At 61.4% G+C, this 21,086-nt stretch carries 20 protein-coding genes; 17 read left to right on the plus strand and 3 right to left on the minus strand.

Annotated features, from left to right (window positions below):
- The first annotated feature begins 253 nt into the window (after positions 1–253).
- The 14 genes from LOY70_RS12430 to LOY70_RS12495 all read left to right on the plus strand — a co-directional run bounded on the left by LOY70_RS12430 (position 254) and on the right by LOY70_RS12495 (position 17,221).
- A complete protein-coding gene (locus LOY70_RS12430) occupies positions 254–2,191 on the plus strand; it encodes a bifunctional 5-dehydro-2-deoxygluconokinase/5-dehydro-2-deoxyphosphogluconate aldolase (protein ID WP_265037032.1) in 1,938 nt (645 codons plus the stop codon).
- A 158-nt stretch (positions 2,192–2,349) separates the two neighbouring features.
- Positions 2,350–3,240 (plus strand): myo-inosose-2 dehydratase, encoded by an 891-nt coding sequence (gene iolE, locus LOY70_RS12435; protein WP_265037033.1) that lies wholly within the window; start codon positions 2,350–2,352, stop codon positions 3,238–3,240.
- Complete coding sequence (iolB, locus tag LOY70_RS12440) at positions 3,237–4,046, plus strand: 5-deoxy-glucuronate isomerase (RefSeq protein WP_265037034.1); 810 nt, start codon at positions 3,237–3,239, stop codon at positions 4,044–4,046. The genes iolE and iolB overlap by 4 nt, the downstream gene beginning before the upstream one ends.
- Positions 4,047–4,080: 34 nt before the next feature.
- Positions 4,081–5,583, plus strand: a complete 1,503-nt coding sequence (locus LOY70_RS12445; protein WP_265037036.1) for a CoA-acylating methylmalonate-semialdehyde dehydrogenase — start codon at positions 4,081–4,083, stop codon at positions 5,581–5,583.
- A 33-nt stretch (positions 5,584–5,616) separates the two neighbouring features.
- Entirely contained in the window at positions 5,617–6,438 is an 822-nt protein-coding gene (locus LOY70_RS12450; protein WP_265037038.1) for a TIM barrel protein, read from the plus strand.
- Between the two features lie 150 nt (positions 6,439–6,588).
- Positions 6,589–8,520: a 3D-(3,5/4)-trihydroxycyclohexane-1,2-dione acylhydrolase (decyclizing) gene (gene iolD, locus LOY70_RS12455; protein ID WP_265037040.1), complete on the plus strand. Its 1,932-nt coding sequence runs from the start codon at positions 6,589–6,591 to the stop codon at positions 8,518–8,520.
- A gap of 29 nt (positions 8,521–8,549) precedes the next feature.
- A complete protein-coding gene (locus LOY70_RS12460) occupies positions 8,550–9,560 on the plus strand; it encodes a Gfo/Idh/MocA family protein (RefSeq protein ID WP_265037042.1) in 1,011 nt (336 codons plus the stop codon).
- A gap of 132 nt (positions 9,561–9,692) precedes the next feature.
- Positions 9,693–10,745 carry a Gfo/Idh/MocA family protein gene (locus LOY70_RS12465; protein ID WP_265037044.1) on the plus strand — a complete coding sequence of 351 codons (1,053 nt, stop codon included), beginning with the start codon at positions 9,693–9,695 and terminating at the stop codon, positions 10,743–10,745.
- Between the two features lie 142 nt (positions 10,746–10,887).
- A complete protein-coding gene (locus LOY70_RS12470) occupies positions 10,888–11,040 on the plus strand; it encodes a hypothetical protein (protein ID WP_265037046.1) in 153 nt (50 codons plus the stop codon).
- A 51-nt stretch (positions 11,041–11,091) separates the two neighbouring features.
- Positions 11,092–12,018 (plus strand): sugar ABC transporter substrate-binding protein, encoded by a 927-nt coding sequence (locus LOY70_RS12475; protein WP_265037048.1) that lies wholly within the window; start codon positions 11,092–11,094, stop codon positions 12,016–12,018.
- A 73-nt stretch (positions 12,019–12,091) separates the two neighbouring features.
- Positions 12,092–13,645, plus strand: coding sequence for a sugar ABC transporter ATP-binding protein (locus LOY70_RS12480; RefSeq protein ID WP_265037050.1), 1,554 nt, complete (start codon positions 12,092–12,094; stop codon positions 13,643–13,645).
- A 34-nt stretch (positions 13,646–13,679) separates the two neighbouring features.
- On the plus strand, positions 13,680–14,702 hold the full coding sequence (locus LOY70_RS12485) for an ABC transporter permease (RefSeq protein WP_265037052.1): 1,023 nt from the start codon (positions 13,680–13,682) through the stop codon (positions 14,700–14,702).
- A 326-nt stretch (positions 14,703–15,028) separates the two neighbouring features.
- A complete protein-coding gene (locus LOY70_RS12490; RefSeq protein WP_123341462.1) occupies positions 15,029–15,433 on the plus strand; it encodes a TraR/DksA family transcriptional regulator in 405 nt (134 codons plus the stop codon).
- Between the two features lie 180 nt (positions 15,434–15,613).
- Positions 15,614–17,221, plus strand: a complete 1,608-nt coding sequence (locus LOY70_RS12495) for a methyl-accepting chemotaxis protein (protein WP_265037054.1) — start codon at positions 15,614–15,616, stop codon at positions 17,219–17,221.
- A 120-nt stretch (positions 17,222–17,341) separates the two neighbouring features.
- Here the strand turns inward: LOY70_RS12495 and LOY70_RS12500 are convergent, their stop codons facing one another.
- The 3 genes from LOY70_RS12500 to LOY70_RS12510 all read right to left on the minus strand — a co-directional run bounded on the left by LOY70_RS12500 (position 17,342) and on the right by LOY70_RS12510 (position 18,265).
- Positions 17,342–17,578, minus strand: coding sequence for a DUF2789 family protein (locus LOY70_RS12500; protein WP_025213219.1), 237 nt, complete (start codon positions 17,576–17,578; stop codon positions 17,342–17,344).
- A gap of 87 nt (positions 17,579–17,665) precedes the next feature.
- On the minus strand, positions 17,666–17,896 hold the full coding sequence (locus LOY70_RS12505; protein WP_025213220.1) for a hypothetical protein: 231 nt from the start codon (positions 17,894–17,896) through the stop codon (positions 17,666–17,668).
- 132 nt (positions 17,897–18,028) lie between these two features.
- Positions 18,029–18,265, minus strand: a complete 237-nt coding sequence (locus tag LOY70_RS12510; protein ID WP_123341460.1) for a hypothetical protein — start codon at positions 18,263–18,265, stop codon at positions 18,029–18,031.
- A gap of 427 nt (positions 18,266–18,692) precedes the next feature.
- On the opposite strand from LOY70_RS12510, the gene LOY70_RS12515 reads away from it, so the two are divergent.
- The 3 genes from LOY70_RS12515 (at position 18,693) to LOY70_RS12525 (ending at position 21,062) form a co-directional block, all read left to right on the plus strand.
- Entirely contained in the window at positions 18,693–19,142 is a 450-nt protein-coding gene (locus tag LOY70_RS12515; RefSeq protein WP_038436629.1) for a hypothetical protein, read from the plus strand.
- 172 nt (positions 19,143–19,314) lie between these two features.
- On the plus strand, positions 19,315–20,325 hold the full coding sequence (locus LOY70_RS12520; RefSeq protein WP_265037058.1) for an ABC transporter substrate-binding protein: 1,011 nt from the start codon (positions 19,315–19,317) through the stop codon (positions 20,323–20,325).
- A 299-nt stretch (positions 20,326–20,624) separates the two neighbouring features.
- On the plus strand, positions 20,625–21,062 hold the full coding sequence (locus tag LOY70_RS12525; RefSeq protein WP_123415650.1) for a DUF3995 domain-containing protein: 438 nt from the start codon (positions 20,625–20,627) through the stop codon (positions 21,060–21,062).
- Positions 21,063–21,086: the final 24 nt, after the last annotated feature.

Consider the following 21,086-nt stretch of genomic DNA (forward strand, 5'->3'; position numbering starts at 1 on the left):
TAGGTTGGCTGGTCGCAGTCTACAGCTTAGGCGCAGGGAAAATCATGGGCAGACCACGTTACGACACTGGCTGAAACGATGCACCGCGTCTGGCTCGCTTCGGTTGTAGCGTATTGGAAAAAATATTCCACGTAAAAAATTTATAGAATAATTATTGATTATTGCCAGCGGCTCGTTTTAGTCTGCATCCACCAAGAGCGTTGGCGCCGGTTCTGGCGGCAAGCGCAGGCTGATAAAAATAACAGGAGCCAGCATGGGCCAGACTCGTTTTGCCAGTGGGCGTCAATTGGATGTGATCTGCCTGGGACGCCTGGGCGTCGACCTCTACGCGCAGCAAGTCGGTGCGCGCCTGGAAGATGTGTCGAGCTTCGCCAAGTACCTGGGCGGTTCGTCGGCCAACATCGCCTTCGGTACCGCACGACTGGGCCTCAAATCGGCGATGTTGAGCCGGGTCGGGGACGACCACATGGGCCGCTTCCTGGTGGAGTCCCTGGCGCGCGAGGGCTGCGATGTGCGCGGCATCAAGGTCGATCCTGAACGGCTGACGGCCATGGTTCTGCTGGGGATCAAGGACCGGGAAACCTTTCCCCTGGTGTTCTACCGGGAAAATTGCGCCGACATGGCGTTACGTGCCGAAGACATCGACGAAACCTTCATTGCTTCCAGCAAGGCGCTGCTGATCACCGGCACGCATTTCTCGACCGAAAGCGTCTACAAGGCCAGCACGCAGGCGCTGGATTACGCCGAGAAACACAACGTCAAGCGCGTGTTGGACATCGACTATCGCCCGGTGCTCTGGGGCTTGGCGGGCAAGGCCGACGGGGAAACCCGTTTCGTCGCCGACCAGAAAGTCAGCCAGCATGTGCAGAGCATCCTGCCGCGCTTCGACCTGATCGTCGGCACCGAAGAAGAATTCCTCATCGCCGGCGGCAGCGAAGACCTGCTGACCGCGCTGCGTACCGTACGCTCGCTGACGGCGGCGACCCTGGTGGTCAAGCTCGGTCCGCAGGGTTGCACGGTGATCCACGGCGCCATCCCGGCCCGGCTGGAAGACGGCGCCCTTTATCCTGGCGTTCGGGTCGAAGTCCTGAATGTACTGGGGGCTGGCGATGCGTTCATGTCGGGCTTTCTCGCCGGCTGGCTGGAGGACGCCAGCGATGAACGCTGCTGCCAACTGGCCAACGCCTGCGGTGGCCTGGTGGTGTCGCGCCATGCCTGTGCCCCGGCGATGCCGACCCGGGCCGAGCTCGATTATCTGTTCAAGAGTCCGGTGCCGATTACCCGGCCGGACCAGGACGCCGTGTTGCAGCGGCTGCATCAGGTCAGCGTGCCACGCAAGGTCTGGAAGCAGCTGTTCATCTTCGCCTTCGACCATCGCTGGCAACTGGTGGAGTTGGCCCAGAAGGGCGGGCGCGACCTGAGTTGCATCGGCGAACTCAAGCAGTTGTTCATCCAGGCGGTGGAGCGGGTCGAAGCCGACTTGCAGCGCCAGGGCGTCGAGGCCGATGTGGGCCTGTTGGCCGATCAACGTTTCGGCCAGGACTCGCTGAACGCCGCCACCGGACGCGGCTGGTGGGTGGCGCGGCCGGTGGAGGTCCAGAATTCGCGGCCGCTGGCGTTCGAACACGGACGCTCCATTGGCAGCAACCTGATCGCCTGGCCCCAGGAACAGATCATCAAATGCCTGGTGCAATTTCATCCCGACGACGAACCGCTGTTGCGCCTGGAGCAAGAGGCGCAACTGATGGGGCTGTACAAGGCGTCCCAGGTCAGCGGCCATGAATTGCTGCTGGAAGTCATTCCGCCCAAGGATCATCCCTCGCCGCACCCGGACGTGCTGTACCGCGCCCTCAAGCGCCTCTACAACCTGGGTATCTTCCCGGCGTGGTGGAAGATCGAAGCCCAGAGTGCGGACGAATGGAAACAGCTCGATGAGTTGATTCAACAGCGCGACCCGTATTGCCGCGGCGTGGTGCTGCTGGGCCTCAACGCCCCGGCCGCGGCCCTGGCCGAAGGGTTCCGCCAGGCCAGCCAGAGCAGTACCTGCCGCGGATTTGCCGTAGGCCGAACGATCTTCCAGGAACCGAGCCGGGCCTGGCTGGCCGGGGAAATCGATGATGAAACGCTGATCCGGCAGGTGCAGGGCAGGTTTGTGGAGTTGATCGAGGCGTGGCGTGCTGCCCGAAGTTAGACACTGTGAATACTGAACCTGTGGGAGCGAGCTTGCTCGCGATAGCGGACTGACAGTTGACAACCAGTTGCCTGATCCACCGCTATCGCGAGCAAGCTCGCTCCCACAGGGTTTATCGTCGCTTTCAATGGTTATGAAAAACAATAAAAGGTGCAGCCATGCCCGCTATTCGAATTGGCATCAACCCGATTTCCTGGAGCAACGACGACCTGCCTTCCCTGGGCGGCGAAACGCCGTTGAGCACGGCGCTGAGTGAAGGCAAGGCCATCGGCTACGAAGGTTTCGAACTCAATGGCAAGTTCCCCAAGGACGCCAAGGGCGTCGGCGATGTGTTGCGGCCGTACGACTTGGCGCTGGTCTCCGGCTGGTATTCCAGCCGCCTGGCCCGGCGTTCGGCGGCCGAGGAGATCGATGCGATCGCCAGCCACGTCGAGCTGCTGGCACAGAATGGCGCCAACGTGCTGGTGTACGGCGAGGTCGCCGATTCCATTCAGGGCCAGCGCATCCCATTGATCGAACGGCCGCGTTTCCACACCGACGCGGCCTGGCAGGCCTACGCCGAAAGGCTCACTGAGCTGGCGCGTTTCACCTTGTCCCAAGGCGTGCGCCTGGCCTATCACCACCACATGGGCGCCTACGTCGAGTCGCCCGCTGACATCGATAAATTGATGGCCCTGACCGGCAGTGAAGTGGGCCTGTTGTTCGATTCGGGTCACTGCTACATGGGCGGCGGCGAACCGCTGCAGGTCTTGCGCAAGCACATCGAACGGGTCTGCCATGTGCATTTCAAGGACGTGCGCAAACCGGTGGTGCAACTGGCGCGCAACAACCTCTGGAGCTTTCCCGACTGCATCATCAACGGCACCTTCACCGTGCCGGGGGACGGCGACATTGATTTCGCCGCGTTGCTGGACGTGCTGTTGGCCGCCGATTACCAAGGCTGGCTGGTGGTGGAGGCCGAGCAGGACCCCGCCGTGGCGCCAAGTTATGCCTACGCTAAGAAGGGCTACGACACCCTGCGTACCTTGCTGGAAAGGAGTGCGTCATGAGCCTGTTGATCAAAAGCCATCCAGACGGCCAGACCATGGTCCAGTTGCCCCATGGCGAACTGAAATACGTCGGGTTTTCCGCCTATCGCTTGAGCCTCGGTGAAACCCTGCCGGTGGCCGCTGGCGACAAGGAATTGTGCCTGGTGCTGCTCAGCGGGCGCATCAGCCTCAAGGGCGAAGCGCCGGGGCAGGGCGCGTTCGATTGGGACAACCTGGGGGATCGCCAGTCGGTGTTCGAGGACAAATCACCCTATGCCGCCTACCTGCCGCCCGGCAGCCAGGCCCAGGTGATCGCCCTCAGCGATGTACAGATCGCTGTGTGTGCCGCGCCGGGTTCGGCCCAAAACGAATACGGCCCGCGCTTGATCCGTCCCGACAGCATGAAGCGCAGTGTGCGGGGTAAGGGCGCCAACACCCGCTATGTCTGCGACATCCTGCCCGATAGCGAGCCGGCCCATTCGCTGCTGGTGGTGGAGGTGCGCACGCCGTCGGGTCACTCGTCGAGCTACCCGCCGCACAAACACGACACCGATGACCTGCCGCACCAGAGCTTCCTGGAGGAAACCTATTACCACCAGGTCAACCCGTCCCAGGGGTTCGTGTTCCAGCGGGTCTACACCGACGACCGCAGCATCGACCAGGCCATGGCGGTGGAGAACAGCGACCTGGTGGTGGTGCCCAAGGGGTACCACCCGGTCAGCGTGCCCTACGGGTACGAGTCGTACTACCTGAACGTCATGGCCGGCCCGAAGCGGGTCTGGCAGTTCCATAACGATCCGCAGCACAGTTGGCTGCTCGACCTCTGAATGAATGCCACACCTTCCATGGAGAACAAGAACAATGAGCGACGCCCCGGTAGTAGGCCATTACATCGACGGTCGAATTCAGGCCAGCGACAACGCGCGCCTGAGCAATGTCTTCAACCCGGCCACCGGTGCGGTGCAGGCCCGGGTGGCCCTGGCCGAACCGAGTATCGTCGACGCGGCGGTGGCTTCGGCGCTGGCGGCGTTCCCGGCCTGGTCCGAGCAGTCGTCATTGCGCCGCTCGCGGGTGATGTTCAAGTTCAAGGAATTGCTCGATCGGCACCACGATGAATTGGCGCTGATCATCAGCCGGGAGCACGGCAAGGTACTGTCCGACGCCCACGGCGAAGTCACCCGCGGCATCGAGATCGTCGAATACGCCTGCGGCGCGCCGAACCTGCTCAAGACCGATTTCAGCGACAACATTGGTGGCGGCATCGACAACTGGAACCTACGCCAGCCCCTGGGTGTTTGCGCCGGGGTCACGCCGTTCAACTTCCCGGTGATGGTGCCTTTGTGGATGATCCCCCTGGCGCTGGTCGCCGGTAACTGCTTCATCCTCAAGCCTTCGGAGCGTGATCCGTCCGCCAGTTTGTTGATGGCTCGTCTGTTGACTGAAGCCGGATTGCCAGACGGTGTGTTCAACGTGGTCCAGGGTGACAAAGTGGCGGTGGATGCGCTGTTGCAGCACCCGGACATCGAGGCGATTTCCTTTGTCGGCTCCACGCCCATCGCTGAATACATCCACCAGCAAGGCACGGCGCGCGGCAAGCGTGTCCAGGCCCTGGGCGGGGCGAAGAACCACATGATCGTCATGCCCGACGCCGACCTCGACCAGGCGGCGGATGCGTTGATCGGTGCGGCCTACGGCTCGGCCGGCGAACGCTGCATGGCAATTTCCATCGCCGTTGCGGTGGGTGATGTGGGGGATGAGTTGATTGCCAGACTGTTGCCCCGCATTGATCAACTGAAGATCGGCAATGGCCAGCAGCCTGGTACCGACATGGGGCCGCTGGTCACCGCCGTGCACAAGGCCAAGGTGGAAGGCTTCATCGACGCCGGTGTCGCCGAGGGTGCCCGCCTGATCGTCGACGGTCGTGGCTTCACGGTGCCAGGGGCTGAGCAGGGGTTCTTTGTCGGGGCGACGTTGTTCGACCAGGTCACCGCCGAGATGAGCATCTACCAGCAAGAGATCTTCGGCCCGGTGCTGGGGATCGTTCGCGTGCCGGATTTCGCCAGCGCCGTGGCCTTGATCAACGCCCATGAGTTCGGCAACGGGGTGTCGTGCTTCACCCGTGACGGTGGCATCGCCCGAGCGTTTGCCCGCAGCATCAAGGTCGGCATGGTGGGGATCAACGTGCCGATTCCGGTGCCCATGGCCTGGCACTCCTTCGGTGGCTGGAAACGCTCGCTGTTCGGCGATCACCATGCCTACGGCGAAGAAGGCCTGCGCTTCTACAGCCGTTATAAAAGCGTGATGCAGCGCTGGCCCGACAGCATCGCCAAGGGTCCTGAGTTCAGCATGCCGACTGCCCAATAACTCGTTTTCTACAGTGCCGGAGGGAGAACAACAATGAATAAGCCCCTGCGTTTTGCCTTGAATCGAATGGTTGCCCCGCGCCTGTCACTGCCCGAATTCATTGACCTGGCGCTGGCGTTGAAAACCGATGCCATTGAGATCCGCAACGATCTGAAGGGGGTCGAGATCGAAGACGGCATGGCGCCCGGTCGTGTGCGCGAGTTGTGTGAGGAAAGGGGCATCAAGGTGCTGTCGATCAATGCCCTTTACCCTTTCGACGTGTGGAACGAGGAGCGTCGTGCCCAGGCGGTGAGGCTGGCCGACTATGCCCGCGAATGCGGTGCCGAAGGGTTGGTGATGTGCCCGCTCAACGACCGCGCCGACCCGCGCAGCGAGGCTGAACGGGCGGCGGGGCTGCGTACCGCCCTCAGCGAGCTGGCGCCGATCCTGCGGGCCTTCGGCATCTACGGCTTCATCGAACCCCTGGGTTTCGAAGAATGCTCGCTGCGCCGCAAGCGCACCGCCGTGGACGCGATCCAGGCTATTGACGGGCTGGATGTGTTCCGCCTGGTGCATGACACCTTCCACCATCATCTGGCGGGGGAGCAAGAGTACTTTCCCGAACTGACCGGGCTGGTGCACATCTCCGGTGTCGAAGATGCCCAGGCGCCCTTGGCGACCATTCGCGACGGCCACCGTGTGCTGGTCGGCGAGGCCGACATCCTGGGCAATGCCAGGCAGATCGAGGCGTTGCGGGCCGGCGGGTATGAGGGCTACCTGTCCTTCGAACCGTTTGCCGAGAGCGTCCATGAACTGGCTGATATCCGCCAGGCGTTGGGGGCGAGCATGAATCACCTGCGCAATCCCCAGGCCTGACACAACTATTGTCCTGATGAAGAACCCTTGTGGGAGCGAGCTTGCTCGCGATGGCGGCAGCACATTCAACTGATAAGTCGCCTGAAATACCGCTATCGCGAGCAAGCTCGCTCCCACACTTGACCGAGTTGCGTTTGAAAAGGTGCAAGCATGACCACAACACGACTGACCATGGCCCAGGCCCTGGTGAAATTCCTCGATAACCAGTACATCGAGGTCGATGGCGTCCAGAGCAAGTTCGTCGCCGGGGTCTTTACCATTTTCGGCCACGGCAATGTGTTGGGCCTGGGCCAGGCGCTGGAACAGGACAGTGGCGACCTGGTGGTCCATCAGGGCCGTAACGAACAGGGCATGGCCCTCGCGGCTATCGGTTTTGCCAAGCAGCACCTGCGGCGCAAGATCTACGCTTGCAGCTCGTCGGTCGGCCCTGGCGCGGCGAACATGCTGACGGCCGCGGCCACCGCGACGGCCAACCGGATCCCGTTGCTGTTGTTGCCCGGCGATGTCTACGCCAGTCGCCAGCCGGACCCGGTGTTGCAGCAGATCGAGCAATTCCACGACCTGAGCATCAGCACCAACGATGCGTTCAAGGCCGTGAGCAAATACTGGGATCGGATCAACCGCCCCGAACAGCTGATGACCGCGGCGATCCAGGCCATACGCGTACTCACCGACCCAGCTGAAACCGGCGCGGTGACCCTGGCGTTGCCCCAGGACGTGCAGGCCGAAGCTTATGATTACCCGGATTACTTCCTGCAAAAACGCGTGCACCGCATCGACCGCCGTCCGGCTACCGAAGCGATGCTCGGTGATGCCCTGGCGCTGCTCAAAGGCAAGCGCCGACCGTTGATCATCTGTGGCGGCGGCGTGCGGTACTCCGGGGCCAACGCGGCGTTGCAGGCCTTTGCCGAGCGCTTCGCGATTCCCTTCGCCGAGACCCAGGCCGGCAAGAGTGCGGTGGTGTCCAGCCATCCGCTGAACGTCGGCGGCGTCGGCGAGACCGGCTGCCTGGCGGCGAACCTGCTGGCCAAAAAGGCCGACCTGATCATCGGCATCGGCACGCGCTACAGCGATTTCACCACCGGCTCCAAATGGTTGTTCCAGCACCCGGATGTGCAGTTCCTCAATCTCAATATCAGCCCCTGCGACGCCTTGAAGCTCGACGGCGTGCAACTGCTGGCCGACGCCCGCTCGGGCCTGGAGTCGCTGTCCGCCGCGCTGGGCGACTATCGCGCTGAATGGGGTGGGCAGATCGCCGACGCCAAGGCCCAGTTGGACGCCGAGGTCGATCGGATTTACCAGGCCGATTATCAAACCGAGGATTTCCTCCCGGAAATCGACGACCACATGGACCCGGCGGTGTTTCGCGAATTCATCGAACTCACCGGCTCCTGCCTGACCCAGAGCCGCGTGCTGGGCACCCTCAACGAAACCCTGGCCGACGATGCGATTATCGTCGCCGCCGCCGGCAGCTTGCCCGGCGACTTGCAACGCGCCTGGCGCAGCAAGGGCGTGAACACCTATCACGTCGAGTACGGCTATTCGTGCATGGGTTATGAGGTGAACGCGGCCTTGGGCGTGAAACTCGCCCAGCCCGATAAAGAGGTGTACGCCCTGGTCGGCGATGGCTCCTACATGATGCTGCACTCGGAACTGGCGACCTCGATCCAGGAGCGGCGCAAGATCAACGTGGTGCTGTTGGACAACATGGCCTTCGGCTGCATCAACAATTTGCAGATGGGAAATGGCATGGACAGCTTCGGCACCGAGTTCCGTTTCCGCAACCCGGACACCGGCAAGCTCGACGGCGCCTTCGTGCCGGTGGACTTCGCCATGAGTGCCGCGGCCTATGGCTGCAAGACCTACAAGGTGACGACCCTGGAGGAACTGCGCGCGGCCCTGGCGGATGCGCAGCGCCAGACGGTCTCCACCTTGATCGACATCAAGGTCCTGCCCAAGACCATGATTCACAGCTACCTGTCGTGGTGGCGGGTGGGCGTGGCGCAGGTCTCTACCAGTGCCCGCACCGATGCCGTCGCCAAGGCCCTCAATGAACGACTGGCCCAGGCCCGTCAGTATTAATTGCCCCAACCCTACGAAAGGAGTTCTACATGTCTTTGAAGCTGGGCGTCATCGGCACCGGGGCCATCGGCCAGGACCATATCCGTCGTTGCAGCCAGACCTTGCTCAACAGCCAGGTGGTGGCGGTGACCGACATCAACCTGCAACAAGCGGCCAAGGTCGTTGCCGATCTCAAGCTGACCGCCGAGGTCTACCCCGACGGTCATGCGTTGATCAAGGCGCCGGACGTGGAGGCGATCCTCGTCACCTCCTGGGGCCCGAGCCATGAAGAATTCGTGCTGGCGGCGATTGCGGCGGGCAAACCGGTGTTCTGCGAAAAGCCCCTGGCGGTCACGGCCGAAGGCTGCCGCAAGATCGTCGAGGCCGAGGTGGCCCATGGCAAGCGCCTGGTGCAGGTGGGGTTCATGCGCCCCTACGATGAAGGCTATCGGGCGCTCAAGGCGGTGATCGACAGCGGCCAGATCGGCGAGCCGTTGATGCTGCACTGCGCCCACCGCAACCCGAGTGTGGGCGAGAACTACAAGACCGACATGGCGATCACCGACACCCTGATCCATGAGCTGGATGTGTTGCGCTGGTTGCTGGCCGATGACTACGTCTCGGTGCAGGTGGTCTTCCCGCGCAAGACCAGCAAGGCCCATGCCCATTTGAAAGACCCGCAGATCGTCCTCCTGGAAACTGCCCGGGGCACGCGCATCGACGTCGAGGTGTTCGTCAATTGCCAGTACGGTTATGACATCCAGTGCGAAGTGGTGGGGGAGACCGGTATCGCCAAGCTGCCGGAACCGTCCCAGGTGCAACTGCGCAGCGGCGCCAAGCTGTCCAATGCGATCCTGATGGATTGGAAGGACCGTTTCATCGCGGCCTACGATGTCGAATTGCAGGCCTTCATCGACGGCGTGCGCGCCGGGCAGGTGGGAGGACCGTCGGCCTGGGACGGCTTTGCCGCAGCGGTGGCGGCGGATGCCTGTATTGAGGCGCAGCAGAGTGGGCAGATCGTCAAGGTCAGCTTGCCCGAGCGCCCGCCCTTCTACGGCTAAATACATCCCTTGTGGGAGCGAGCTTGCTCGCGATAGCGGTGGGTCAGGCACACTGATACTGGCTGATCCGACGCTATCGCGAGCAAGCTCGCTCCCACAGGGGCCGACGTTATACCCAGACAAGGAGTTTTCATGCGAATCGGACTAGTCGGCTACGGCAAGGGTGGGCGGTTTTTTCACGCGCCGCTGATCAGCAGCCTGCCGGGGGCTACGTTCGTCGGCGTGGTGACCCGGTCCGTCGAGCGACGCCAGCAGTTGGCGAGTGATTACCCACACGTCCAGGCTTTTGACACCCTCGCCGAACTGGTGGCGGCGGGCATCGATGCGGTGGTGGTGTCCACGCCTTTGGACGGCCGCCCGGCCGTGGTGATGGAAGCCATCGAACGTGGCGTGGCCGTGGTCAGCGACAAACCGTTTGCCCGCGATGCCGCCGAGGCTGAAGCGATGGTGGTGGCGGCCGAGCGGTGCAATGTGCAGCTCTGTGTGTACCAGAATCGTCGCTGGGATTCGGATTTCCTGACCCTGCGCAAGCTGCTGGCATCCGGCGCCTTGGGCCAGGTCATTCGTTTTGAGTCCAGTGTCGAGCGCTATTCGCCAACGTCGGTGGGGAAAGGCAGCGGTGGTGGATTCCTGCGCGATCTCGGCAGCCATCTGGTGGACCAGGCGCTGCAATTGTTCGGGCCAGTGACCAGGGTCTACGCCGAGCTGGACTACCGCCTGCCAGACCAAGTGTTCGACAACGGCTTCTTTATGTCCTTGACCCATGCCAGCGGCGTGATCTCTCACCTGAGCGGCAATTGCGTGCAAAACGCTCCGCGCCCACGTTTCCGGGTCAACGGCACCCAGGGTTGCTATACCGTCGAAGGTTTGGATGGCCAGGAAGCCCAGGCGCTCGCGGGGTTGAGCCCGGCGACCGAGGGCGAGCGCTGGGGCGCCGAAGAACATCGGCGCTGGGGTTGGTTCGAGCACGGCACCGAGCGCGAGCGGGTGACCTCGGAGCGGGGCTGCTGGATCGAGTTCTACCAACGTCTGCAAACCGCGTTGCAGAGCGCCGGTCCTCTGCCGGTGGAGGCCCGTGATGCACTGGCGACCACGCGCATTCTGGACGCGGCCAGGCAGAGCGCCGAGCAGGGCGAAGTGCTGCTGTTGACCACGCCTGTCGGTCATGGAATAAAAAACGAATAAAATTCTAAAATCAGTTGATATGGAAAATATTTTCCAATAAAGTCGATTCCAGGTTACCGACAATCCCGTCCGCCTCCTGCCAAGCCAGCCTTGAATGGATGACGGACGAAACAAAAACAAGAAACACAGCTAGGTACCGTCGATGAAAACCTTCAGCCGTTCTGCGTTTCACCTGCCACATCTGCTGCGCCTGTCCGCAATCCTTCCCCTGTTCGAATCCCTGTGCATCCAGCGCAAGGACGCCATCGTGTGTTGCATGCCCGGCGCGCCCATCGTGCGTTTGCCGCGTTCCTGATCCGCTACGCCTTATCCATAAAACCAACAACAAAGTGGAGAAAGACCGTTCATGAAGACCAAGACCCGTATCGCCTCGCTGGCCCTGTCGTTGATGCTCACCAGCGGCGCTGCCCTGGCGGACTTGAAGATCGGTGTCAGCATGTCCCAGTTCGATGACACCTGGCTGACTTACCTGCGCGAATCCATGGACAAGAAAGCCAAGTCCCTGCCGGACGGCGTCACCCTGCAGTTCGAAGATGCCCGCAGTGACGTGGTCAAGCAGCTGAGCCAGGTGGAAAGCTTCATCAGCCAGAAGGTCGACGCGATCATCGTCAATCCGGTGGACACCGCCGCGACCCAACGCATCACCAAGGCCGCCGTTGCCGCCGGTATCCCGCTGGTCTACGTCAATCGCCGCCCCGACGACCTGAAACTGCCGGCAGGCGTGGTCACCGTGGCCTCCGACGACCTGGAAGCCGGTCGCATGCAGATGCAATACCTGGCTGAAAAAATGGGCGGCAAGGGCGACATCGTGATCCTGCTGGGGGACTTGGCCAACAACTCCACCACCAACCGCACCAAGGGCGTCAAGGATGTGCTGGCCAAGTACCCGGGCATCAAGATCGAACAGGAACAGACCGGCACCTGGTTGCGCGACAAGGGCATGACCCTGGTCAACGACTGGCTGACCCAAGGGCGCGAGTTCCAGGCGGTGGTGGCCAACAACGACGAGATGGCCATTGGCGCCGCCATGGCCCTCAAGCAAGCGGGCACCGAGAAGGGCAGCGTATTGATTGCCGGGGTCGATGGCACGCCGGACGGTTTGAACGCGATCAAGAAAGGCGAAATGGCGGTCTCGGTGTTCCAGGACGCCAAGGGCCAGGCCGATGGCTCGATCGACACGGCGGTGAAAATGGTCAAGAAGCAGCCGGTCGAGCAGGCCGTCTGGGTGCCGTACCGCTTGATCACGCCGGAAAACGTCGATCAGTTCAAGTGACGTTCAACCCGGCCCCACCACAACAATAAGCAGGCGAGGTCGCACGCCGACCTTGCCGAGGGAGTACCTGATCATGTTCGCTTCAGCGACTGCTTCGAGCGCCCCGGCGAGGGTTGTCCCGCCGGACGTATTATCTGAAGAACCGTACCTGCTGGAAGTCGTCAATGTCAGCAAAGGCTTTCCCGGCGTGGTGGCCCTGTCCGATGTGCAACTGCGGGTCCGGCCAGGCTCCGTCCTGGCCCTGATGGGTGAAAACGGAGCCGGCAAATCCACCCTGATGAAAATCATCGCCGGTATCTACCAACCGGACGCCGGCGAACTCCGCCTGCGGGGCAAGCCGGTGACGTTCGACACGCCGCTGGCGGCGTTGCAGGCCGGCATTGCGATGATCCATCAGGAACTGAACCTGATGCCCCACATGAGCATCGCCGAGAACATCTGGATCGGCCGTGAACAACTCAACGGCCTGCACATGGTCGACCATGGCGAGATGCACCGTTGCACCGCCCAGCTGCTGGAACGCCTGCGCATCAAGCTCGATCCCGAGGAGCAGGTGGGCAACCTGAGCATTGCCGAGCGGCAGATGGTCGAGATCGCCAAGGCCGTGTCCTACGACTCCGACATCCTGATCATGGACGAGCCGACCTCGGCCATTACCGAGACGGAAGTCGCTCATCTGTTTTCGATCATTGCCGACCTCAAGTCCCAGGGTAAGGGCATCATCTATATCACCCATAAAATGAACGAAGTGTTTGCCATCGCCGACGAAGTGGCGGTGTTTCGCGACGGTGCCTACATCGGCCTGCAACGGGCCGACAGCCTGGACGGCGACAGCCTGATTTCAATGATGGTCGGGCGCGAATTGAGCCAGTTGTTCCCGGTTCGGGAACAACCCATCGGTGACTTGGTGCTGTCGGTGCGCGACTTGAGCCTGGACGGCATCTTCAAAGGGGTGTCGTTCGACCTGCATGCCGGGGAAATCCTCGGCATCGCCGGGTTGATGGGCTCGGGGCGGACCAACGTGGCCGAGGCGATTTTTGGCGTGACCCCGAGCACGGGCGGTGAAATCCTCCTGGACGGCCAACCGGTGCGCATCAGCGACCCGCACATGGCCATCGAGAAGGGGTTTGCCCTGTTGACCGAGGATCGCAAGCTCAGTGGCCTGTTCCCCTGCTTGTCGGTGCTGGAAAACATGGAAATGGCCGTGCTGCCCCATTACGTCGGCAACGGCTTCATCCAGCAGAAAGCCCTGCGTGCCTTGTGCGAGGACATGTGCAAGAAACTGCGGGTCAAGACGCCGTCCCTGGAGCAGTGCATCGACACCTTGTCCGGCGGCAACCAGCAGAAAGCGCTGCTGGCGCGCTGGCTGATGACCAATCCGCGCATCCTGATCCTCGATGAGCCGACCCGTGGCATCGACGTCGGCGCCAAGGCCGAGATCTACCGGCTGATTTCCTACCTCGCCAGCGAAGGCATGGCGGTGATCATGATTTCCTCGGAGCTGCCGGAAGTGCTGGGCATGAGCGACCGGGTGCTGGTGATGCATGAAGGCGACCTGATGGGCACCCTCGACCGCAGCGAGGCGACCCAGGAACGGGTGATGCAATTGGCTTCGGGCTTGTCCTGATGCTCGTCAGTCCAGATAAAAAAGGTAAGTGGCTATGAACGCGATACTGGAAAACAAACCCGCAGCAGCACCGGCCAGGTCCCGGCGGCGCCTGCCGACGGAACTGAGTATCTTCCTGGTGCTGATTGGCATCGGCCTGGTGTTCGAAATGTTTGGCTGGATCATGCGTGACCAGAGTTTCCTGATGAACTCCCAGCGCCTGGTGCTGATGATCCTGCAGGTGTCGATCATCGGCCTGCTGGCCATCGGCGTGACCCAGGTGATCATCACCACCGGTATCGACCTGTCGTCCGGCTCGGTGCTGGCGCTGTCGGCGATGATCGCCGCCAGCCTGGCCCAGACCTCGGACTTCGCCCGGGCGGTGTTTCCTTCCCTGACGGACTTGCCGGTGTGGATACCGGTGGTGGCGGGGCTTGGCGTGGGACTCCTGGCCGGGGCAATCAATGGCAGCATCATCGCCGTGACCGGTATCCCGCCTTTTATTGCCACCCTCGGCATGATGGTCTCGGCCCGTGGCCTGGCGCGTTACTACACCGAAGGCCAGCCGGTGAGCATGTTGTCCGATTCCTATACCGCCATCGGCCATGGCGCCATGCCGGTGATCATCTTCCTGGTGGTGGCGGTGATCTTCCACATCGCCCTGCGCTACACCAAGTACGGCAAATACACCTACGCCATCGGCGGCAACATGCAGGCGGCGCGCACCTCGGGCATCAACGTCAAGCGCCACCTGGTGATCGTCTACAGCATCGCCGGCTTGCTGGCGGGGCTGGCCGGGGTGGTGGCCTCGGCGCGGGCGGCGACCGGGCAGGCCGGCATGGGCATGTCCTATGAGCTGGACGCCATTGCCGCGGCGGTGATTGGCGGTACCAGCCTGGCAGGCGGCGTGGGGCGCATCACCGGCACGGTGATCGGGGCCCTGATTCTTGGGGTAATGGCCAGCGGCTTTACCTTTGTTGGCGTCGACGCCTACATCCAGGACATCATCAAAGGGCTGATCATCGTGGTGGCGGTGGTCATCGACCAGTACCGTAATAAACGCAAACTCAAGCGCTGAAAGCCTCGGTACTGCGACAATGCGCCACGCCTGACCCGCGTGGCGTTGCCATTTGTCTTCTTAATACAGCTATTACACCGAATTTCTTGTTATAAACGCACTCCGATGACCACCAAAAGCCTGTCAGAGAACATTTGAAGGGGTTGTCGGACATTTTCCCTATGTTTTCAGTTGCTGAGGCCTCGACTCGGCCTTAGACTGCCGCCCCTCGTAAATTGAGTGCCGGGTGGCGCTTGGAAGAGACGGCGCCTTCCCGATGAGCGTGGCAGCTGCGCTGCGGGACGCTCCATAATTCGCCTTAATGCACGTTTTCTATAGAGATATCAATGACAAAGGAAAAGTTGCTGGCCATGCCGGCGGATGACTACATGAATGCCGAGCAACTGGCTTTCTTCACCAAGCTGTTGCAGAACATGAAAGTCGAAACCCACGAGCGCATCGAACAGAACCGAATCGCCATTGAGAGCCTGGACACCCCGGCTGACCCAGCGGACGCTGCTTCCGTAGAAGAAGAGCGGACCTGGCTGGTCAACGCCATTGATCGCGACCAGCGCATGCTGCCTCAACTGGAGCAGGCCCTGGACCGTATCAACGATGAAAGCTTTGGCTGGTGCGACGACAGCGGCGAGGCCATTGGCCTCAAGCGCCTGCTGATCAGCCCGACCACCAAGTACTGCATCGAAGCCCAGGAACGTCACGAGCAGATCGACAAGCACCAGCGTCAAGCTTGATTCGCGCTGTAAGAAAAAAATCGCAGCCTTCTTGACGAAGGCCGCGATTTTTTGCTTTCGCCTGCGCCTGTTTTTCTTCTTCCGTTGACCTGCTGCAAGACCACGACTAATGGACCATGGATAATGGCTCGGTAGTGGCGTTTAATGCGGGCATAACAACGAGAAATGTGGGTGACGAACATGGCGACAGACGGATCTCTGACGGGTGCGGTGCCGGCCTCGGTGCCTGTGACAGAAAGCATGGCGCGTTGGTTGACGCCGACCTTGCAGAGTCTCGCCCTGTCCTTGCTGCTGTGTGGCATGGCCTTGGGTGGCTGGTCGCTCTACCTGGGCCTGCCCTTGGTGATGCTCATCGTCTGGTTACCGCGCCTGCGCTCGCGCATGGGCGCGACGTCTGCGCCGGCGGCGGTCGACAAACTGGCTGAGCTGACCCGTGACTTGTCCTACACCACCAGCCATAACGCGTTGTCGGCGGCCGGCGTTGCCTATTCGGTCAAGCAACTGGCCGGCAAGGTCCAGTCGCAACTCGATGCGGCGGCGCAAATCGTCAGCAATGCCGAATCGATGATCGCCACCGAACAGGCCACTTCGCAACTCAGCCAGCAAGCCCTGGGCGCCGCCAGCGAGGCCCATCGCAGCAGCGTGGCCGGGCGCAGTGAACTGGTGGAGTCCATCAGCCGCATGCACCAGCTCAGCCAGCGCGCCAACGACAGTCGCGAGTTGATCGAGGCCTTGAGCGTGCGCAGCGATGAAATCCAGCGGGTCAGCCTGGTGATCCAGTCGATCGCCAGCCAGACCAACCTGCTGGCACTGAACGCGGCCATCGAGGCGGCACGGGCCGGTGAGCATGGCCGCGGGTTCGCAGTGGTGGCCGATGAGGTACGTGGCCTGGCCGGGCGCACGGCGGCGGCCACCGGCGAGGTGGGGGTGATGGTGGCGGACATCCAACAACGCACCGCGCAGGTGGTGGAGCAGATCCGGCAGTTGGCCACCGATCTGGACAGCGGTGTGCAACAGGTCGAGCACACCGGCCAGCATCTGGAGAACATCGCCCGGCTCGCAGAAGGGGTCGAGAGTCAGGTCAGCGCCATCGCCCAGGGCACCGACACCAACCGCGAACAACTCGACAGCCTGTTCCATGCCATCGAGCAGATGCGCAGCGACCTCTCCATCAGCGATCAGCAGACCCAGCGCCTGGCCGAAGCGGCGGTGCAGATGGAAGGCCAGGCCGAAACCATCAGCGAACGCCTGGCTGAAGTGGGCCTCGACGATTATCACCAACGGATCTACGACCTGGCCCGGGAAGGGGCGAGTCAGATCGCGGCGCAGTTCGAAGCGGACATCGACCAGGGCCGTGTCAGCCTGGAGGATCTGTTCGACCGTAATTACCAGACGATCCCCAACACCCAGCCCGCCAAGTACCAGACCCGTTTCGACCGTTACACCGATCAGGTGCTGCCGGCGATCCAGGAACCGTTACTCGCCCGGCACGAGGGGCTGGTCTTCGCGATTGCCTGCACCCAGCAAGGCTACGTGCCGACCCACAACAAAGTGTTCAGCCAGCCACTGACCGGCGATCCGCAGGTGGACACGCTGAATAACCGGACCAAGCGCAAATTTTCCGATCGCACCGGGATTCGCTGCGGCAGCCACCAACAACCCGTGCTGCTCCAGACCTACACCCGCGACACGGGAGAGTTGATGCACGATCTCTCCGTGCCGATCATGCTCAAGGGGCGTCATTGGGGTGGTTTGCGGCTGGGCTATAAACCCGAGAAACCGCGTTAAGCCTCAACGGAATCGATGTGGCAGGACACCTTTGTGGCGAGGGGATTTATCCCCGCTGGGCTGCGCAGCAGCCCAGCGGGGATAAATCCCCTCGCCACAGGGTTCACGCAGTTTGGTTGGTTATTTACCGTCGTGCAGGCGCACGTTGAGTTGATCCACCAGCACCGCCTCTTCGCCGTCGGCGAGCAACCATTCGCTCAGTAGGTCCTTCTGCTGATCCGACCAGAAGTCGGCCTCCACCAGTTTGATCTCCGGGGCCAGTGGGTGGGCCATGATGAAATCGTCAATGGCGTTGCCGTCCGAAGGCAGGCCTAGTTGGTCGAACAGGGTACTGAGCTCGTGCGAAGGCTGTTCCATGGGGTTCTCCTTGGGGTGGGCGCCGTCATGGCGCCTGGGTTGCTTCCCTTTATCTGAGGCAAGCGCTCGTCAGGAGTTCGATCGGGCTCAAGCTTTCAAAGCCCCTTCGTCCACCGCCGCCTTTAACGCCTTGGCTGCTTCCCTGGCGGCCTCGGCCGCGATCTCCGAAGTCTTGAACCAGCGATCCTTTTCCACTTGGTGCCAACTGACCGTGGTCAGGGGCGGTTTGGCGCGCATCACGATGACGGCCTGGAACTCGCCTTCGACCTCTCTGGCTTCGCCCCGGATAAAAAATTCGCCGATATCAAATTCCGTCACGTCGCGCCTTCTCTTCAAAAGTCATGGTGTTGGTGCGCGATCCGCCGATGGGCGACGGTCTTCGCAGGCCGGCAGTATGGCAGTAGTTGCCTGTCGGCGGCTGAGTTAAGTAATGGGAGGGCGTATATGAGCTCAGGCGCTTCGTTCGAGATGCCTGGCCAGGTAGCAGGCCTCGTTATGATCGGTGCGGAATCCTCTTACACGACCAGTGGATGTTTCCTCAATATGGAAAAAACACTTGCCGGCCAGGACGACCCGGTAACGCGGTTGAATCAACGACACAGGCAGGCAATCGACCCCGTCGAACGTATCGGATGTTTCTCCGACACACGGGGCTTCAGGTTGAATCAGGGTTGTGAAAGTGGCCATGTGAATTCCTTTTCTATGGTTTACCGACGAATTGCCGAGTAGTTCGGGTAGTCTCCACGCCTCTGGCTGCTCTAGAATCGGCAGCACCGTGTGGACGGCTTGCCTATCTAAAGCAATTTTTTTTGAGCTCGATGTCAGAAAAATGCTTTTTTAAGTGGGAAATTTCCCTAAAGTTAGTAGTCCCACCTTTTCCGATGCTCAGAGTGGTGTTTTCCTTCAACCTCTGACGACCTCCGGGAAAGACGGTGAGAGAGACAATCCTTTAGTCTTCTCTCGCCCCGGGGCAGGGCGCGCCGTTCACTTCGAATTTCAGTTACAGGTCCATTGCGACACTACAGTCGGCACGGGTTCTCGTGGTCCGTCCTTTCTCAGGGGGCGGACCGTTTTCAAAGATGGGGATGTTTCCTTGGCAGTAAGTAATCTCGACATGCATGCGTTATTTGTACTTGGTGACCTGCGGGCAAAACTGGTCAAACAATTCCAGTCACGTTTCGTCTACATCACCGAGCAGACCGCCGAAGGTATCTATGTTGCCGAAATCGACACCGAGTCGGCCCTGGTGGTCGATGACAAGCCCAGGCTTGAACTCAAGGTGGGGGATCATTTTCGTGCAGCGGTATTGCCCAGTCGCGAAGGTGGCAAGTTTGAAATCAAGTTTCGCGAAATCAAGCTGACGGTCTATGGCCTGGGCGACTACGCGTTCGTCACGACCCCCGGTGGTCAGGCGATCCTGTTCAAGGAAGGCCACAGCGTGGTGACCGTGTTCGCGGCCAACGAACAGTTGCAGGAAGGCTTGACCAAGACCCTGAAGGCGGTCACCGCTAAAGCCGCCAAGTGGCGCAAGGGCGAGTTGGTGACGTTCAAGGCCAGCGAATGAGGCGGGCAGTGTCGGTGAGCGCGGGGGCTTCGGTCGCCCTGGACCGGTTACAGTTTTAACGAGATATCGCTGGAACCTCGGCTACAGTCAATTGACTGAACTATTCAGAGGCTTGCGTTCGGTGACGCAGGGCCGTTCAGTCATCGCTGTGTCTGGTACGAGGTAAAAAAGCATGAAACGAGTTCGACAGTGGCTGGCTGCCTGGGCCACCTTCGCGGTGTTGGTTTCGCCATTCCCGACATCGGCCGCTTCTGCGCCGATTCACTTCGCCGACTTGAACTGGGAAAGCGGCAGCCTGATCACCGAGATCCTGCGGATCATCGTCGAAAAGGGCTACGGGTTGCCGACCGACACATTGCCGGGTACCACCATTACCCTGGAAACCGCCTTGGCCAATAACGACATACAGGTGATCGGCGAAGAGTGGGCCGGTCGCAGCCCTGTGTGGGTCAAGGCCGAGGCTGAAGGCAAGGTGGTCGCCCTCGGCGATACGGTCAAGGGCGCGACCGAAGGTTGGTGGGTGCCGGAATACGTGATCAAGGGCGACCCCGCCAAGGGCATCAAGCCCCTGGCGCCGGACCTGCGCAGCGTCGAAGACCTGGCGCGCTACAAGCACGTGTTCAAGGACCCGGAAAGTCCTGACAAGGGGCGTTTCCTCAACAGCCCCATTGGCTGGACGTCCGAAGTGGTCAACAAACAGAAGCTCAAGGCGTACGGCCTGTCGGACAGCTACGTGAACTTTCGCAGCGGCTCGGGGGCGGCGCTGGATGCGGAAATCACCTCGTCGATTCGCCGAGGCAAGCCGATCCTGTTTTATTACTGGTCGCCCACGCCGTTGCTCGGGCGTTTCAAACTGGTGCAGTTGCAAGAGCCGCCGTTCGATGCCGAGGCCTGGAAAACCCTGACCGACGCCGACAATCCCAATCCGAAACCGACCCGCTCATTGGCCTCGAAACTGTCAATCGGTGTATCGGTACCGTTCCAGAAGCAACACCCGGACATTGCCGAGTTCTTCAGCAAGGTCGACCTGCCCATCGAACCGTTGAACAAGGGCCTGGCCGACATGAGCGAGAAGCGCACGCCACCCCGTGAAGCCGCCGAGGCGTTCCTCAAGGCTCATCCGCAGGTCTGGCAGGCCTGGGTGCCCAAGGAGGTGGCAGACAAAGTGTCCGCCGGCCTCTAGTGTCCTGTATCACAAATACTGTTCCTTTTTGACGGCGTCTGTTGTCGTCATGCTGCGTTGCCGTTCCTCGCCATAGCGGGCTATGACTCGTCGCGGCGCCTTGCCTGACGACAACAGCCACTCGCCAAAAAAGAAACGTATTTGCGAAACAGGACACTAGGGTGGCGCACCTGCCAGCGGGTTGAACGCTTGATCCTGGGCAATGAATCATTCACTGGAAGCTGGCAACCTGCGTCCGTCCAGCGAAATGCCAAATTCCAGCTAGGATGATTGTTCAACTCTTTTCAGGAGGCTGGCGAATGACGCTTTTATTGGCTCGGTCGCTGGTCGCAGTGTTTGCGACCATCAGCTTGATTCATTTGTATTGGGCCCTCGGCGGGCGATGGGCGGCCCAGGCGGTGGTGCCTCAGGTGCCGGTGAGGCAGGGCGGTTCCTTGCGTCCGGCGTTCGAGCCATCCGGCTGGTTGACCCTGCTGGTGGCGATGGCGCTGCTGATGATTGCGGTTCTGGTGTGCCTGCGAGTCGGCCTGTTGGCACCGCCTGTCACCCATCGGGCGTTGCAATGGCTGATCAGCGCGATTGCCTTGCTGATGTTCGCCCGGGCCATTGGCGAGTCGAACCTGGTGGGCTTCTTCAAGGAGGTCAAGGACTCGACATTCGCCAAGCTCGATACCTGGGTCTATTCGCCGCTATGTGTCGTGCTCGGGGCTGGGTTACTGGCGGTGGCGTGGGCCTGAATGGCGGTGCAGTGAGTCGAGTGA

Source organism: Pseudomonas sp. B21-054, from assembly GCF_026016345.1.
Taxonomy (GTDB): Bacteria; Pseudomonadota; Gammaproteobacteria; order Pseudomonadales; family Pseudomonadaceae; genus Aquipseudomonas.

Coding starts and splice junctions, on each gene's coding strand:
- LOY70_RS12430 (WP_265037032.1), top strand. CDS start 254: ATGGGCCAGACTCGTTTTGCCAGTGGGCGTCAATTGGATGTGATCTGC.
- iolE (WP_265037033.1), top strand. CDS start 2,350: ATGCCCGCTATTCGAATTGGCATCAACCCGATTTCCTGGAGCAACGAC.
- iolB (WP_265037034.1), top strand. CDS start 3,237: ATGAGCCTGTTGATCAAAAGCCATCCAGACGGCCAGACCATGGTCCAG.
- LOY70_RS12445 (WP_265037036.1), top strand. CDS start 4,081: ATGAGCGACGCCCCGGTAGTAGGCCATTACATCGACGGTCGAATTCAG.
- LOY70_RS12450 (WP_265037038.1), top strand. CDS start 5,617: ATGAATAAGCCCCTGCGTTTTGCCTTGAATCGAATGGTTGCCCCGCGC.
- iolD (WP_265037040.1), top strand. CDS start 6,589: ATGACCACAACACGACTGACCATGGCCCAGGCCCTGGTGAAATTCCTC.
- LOY70_RS12460 (WP_265037042.1), top strand. CDS start 8,550: ATGTCTTTGAAGCTGGGCGTCATCGGCACCGGGGCCATCGGCCAGGAC.
- LOY70_RS12465 (WP_265037044.1), top strand. CDS start 9,693: ATGCGAATCGGACTAGTCGGCTACGGCAAGGGTGGGCGGTTTTTTCAC.
- LOY70_RS12470 (WP_265037046.1), top strand. CDS start 10,888: ATGAAAACCTTCAGCCGTTCTGCGTTTCACCTGCCACATCTGCTGCGC.
- LOY70_RS12475 (WP_265037048.1), top strand. CDS start 11,092: ATGAAGACCAAGACCCGTATCGCCTCGCTGGCCCTGTCGTTGATGCTC.
- LOY70_RS12480 (WP_265037050.1), top strand. CDS start 12,092: ATGTTCGCTTCAGCGACTGCTTCGAGCGCCCCGGCGAGGGTTGTCCCG.
- LOY70_RS12485 (WP_265037052.1), top strand. CDS start 13,680: ATGAACGCGATACTGGAAAACAAACCCGCAGCAGCACCGGCCAGGTCC.
- LOY70_RS12490 (WP_123341462.1), top strand. CDS start 15,029: ATGACAAAGGAAAAGTTGCTGGCCATGCCGGCGGATGACTACATGAAT.
- LOY70_RS12495 (WP_265037054.1), top strand. CDS start 15,614: ATGGCGACAGACGGATCTCTGACGGGTGCGGTGCCGGCCTCGGTGCCT.
- LOY70_RS12500 (WP_025213219.1), bottom strand. CDS start 17,578: ATGGAACAGCCTTCGCACGAGCTCAGTACCCTGTTCGACCAACTAGGC.
- LOY70_RS12510 (WP_123341460.1), bottom strand. CDS start 18,265: ATGGCCACTTTCACAACCCTGATTCAACCTGAAGCCCCGTGTGTCGGA.
- LOY70_RS12515 (WP_038436629.1), top strand. CDS start 18,693: ATGCATGCGTTATTTGTACTTGGTGACCTGCGGGCAAAACTGGTCAAA.
- LOY70_RS12520 (WP_265037058.1), top strand. CDS start 19,315: ATGAAACGAGTTCGACAGTGGCTGGCTGCCTGGGCCACCTTCGCGGTG.
- LOY70_RS12525 (WP_123415650.1), top strand. CDS start 20,625: ATGACGCTTTTATTGGCTCGGTCGCTGGTCGCAGTGTTTGCGACCATC.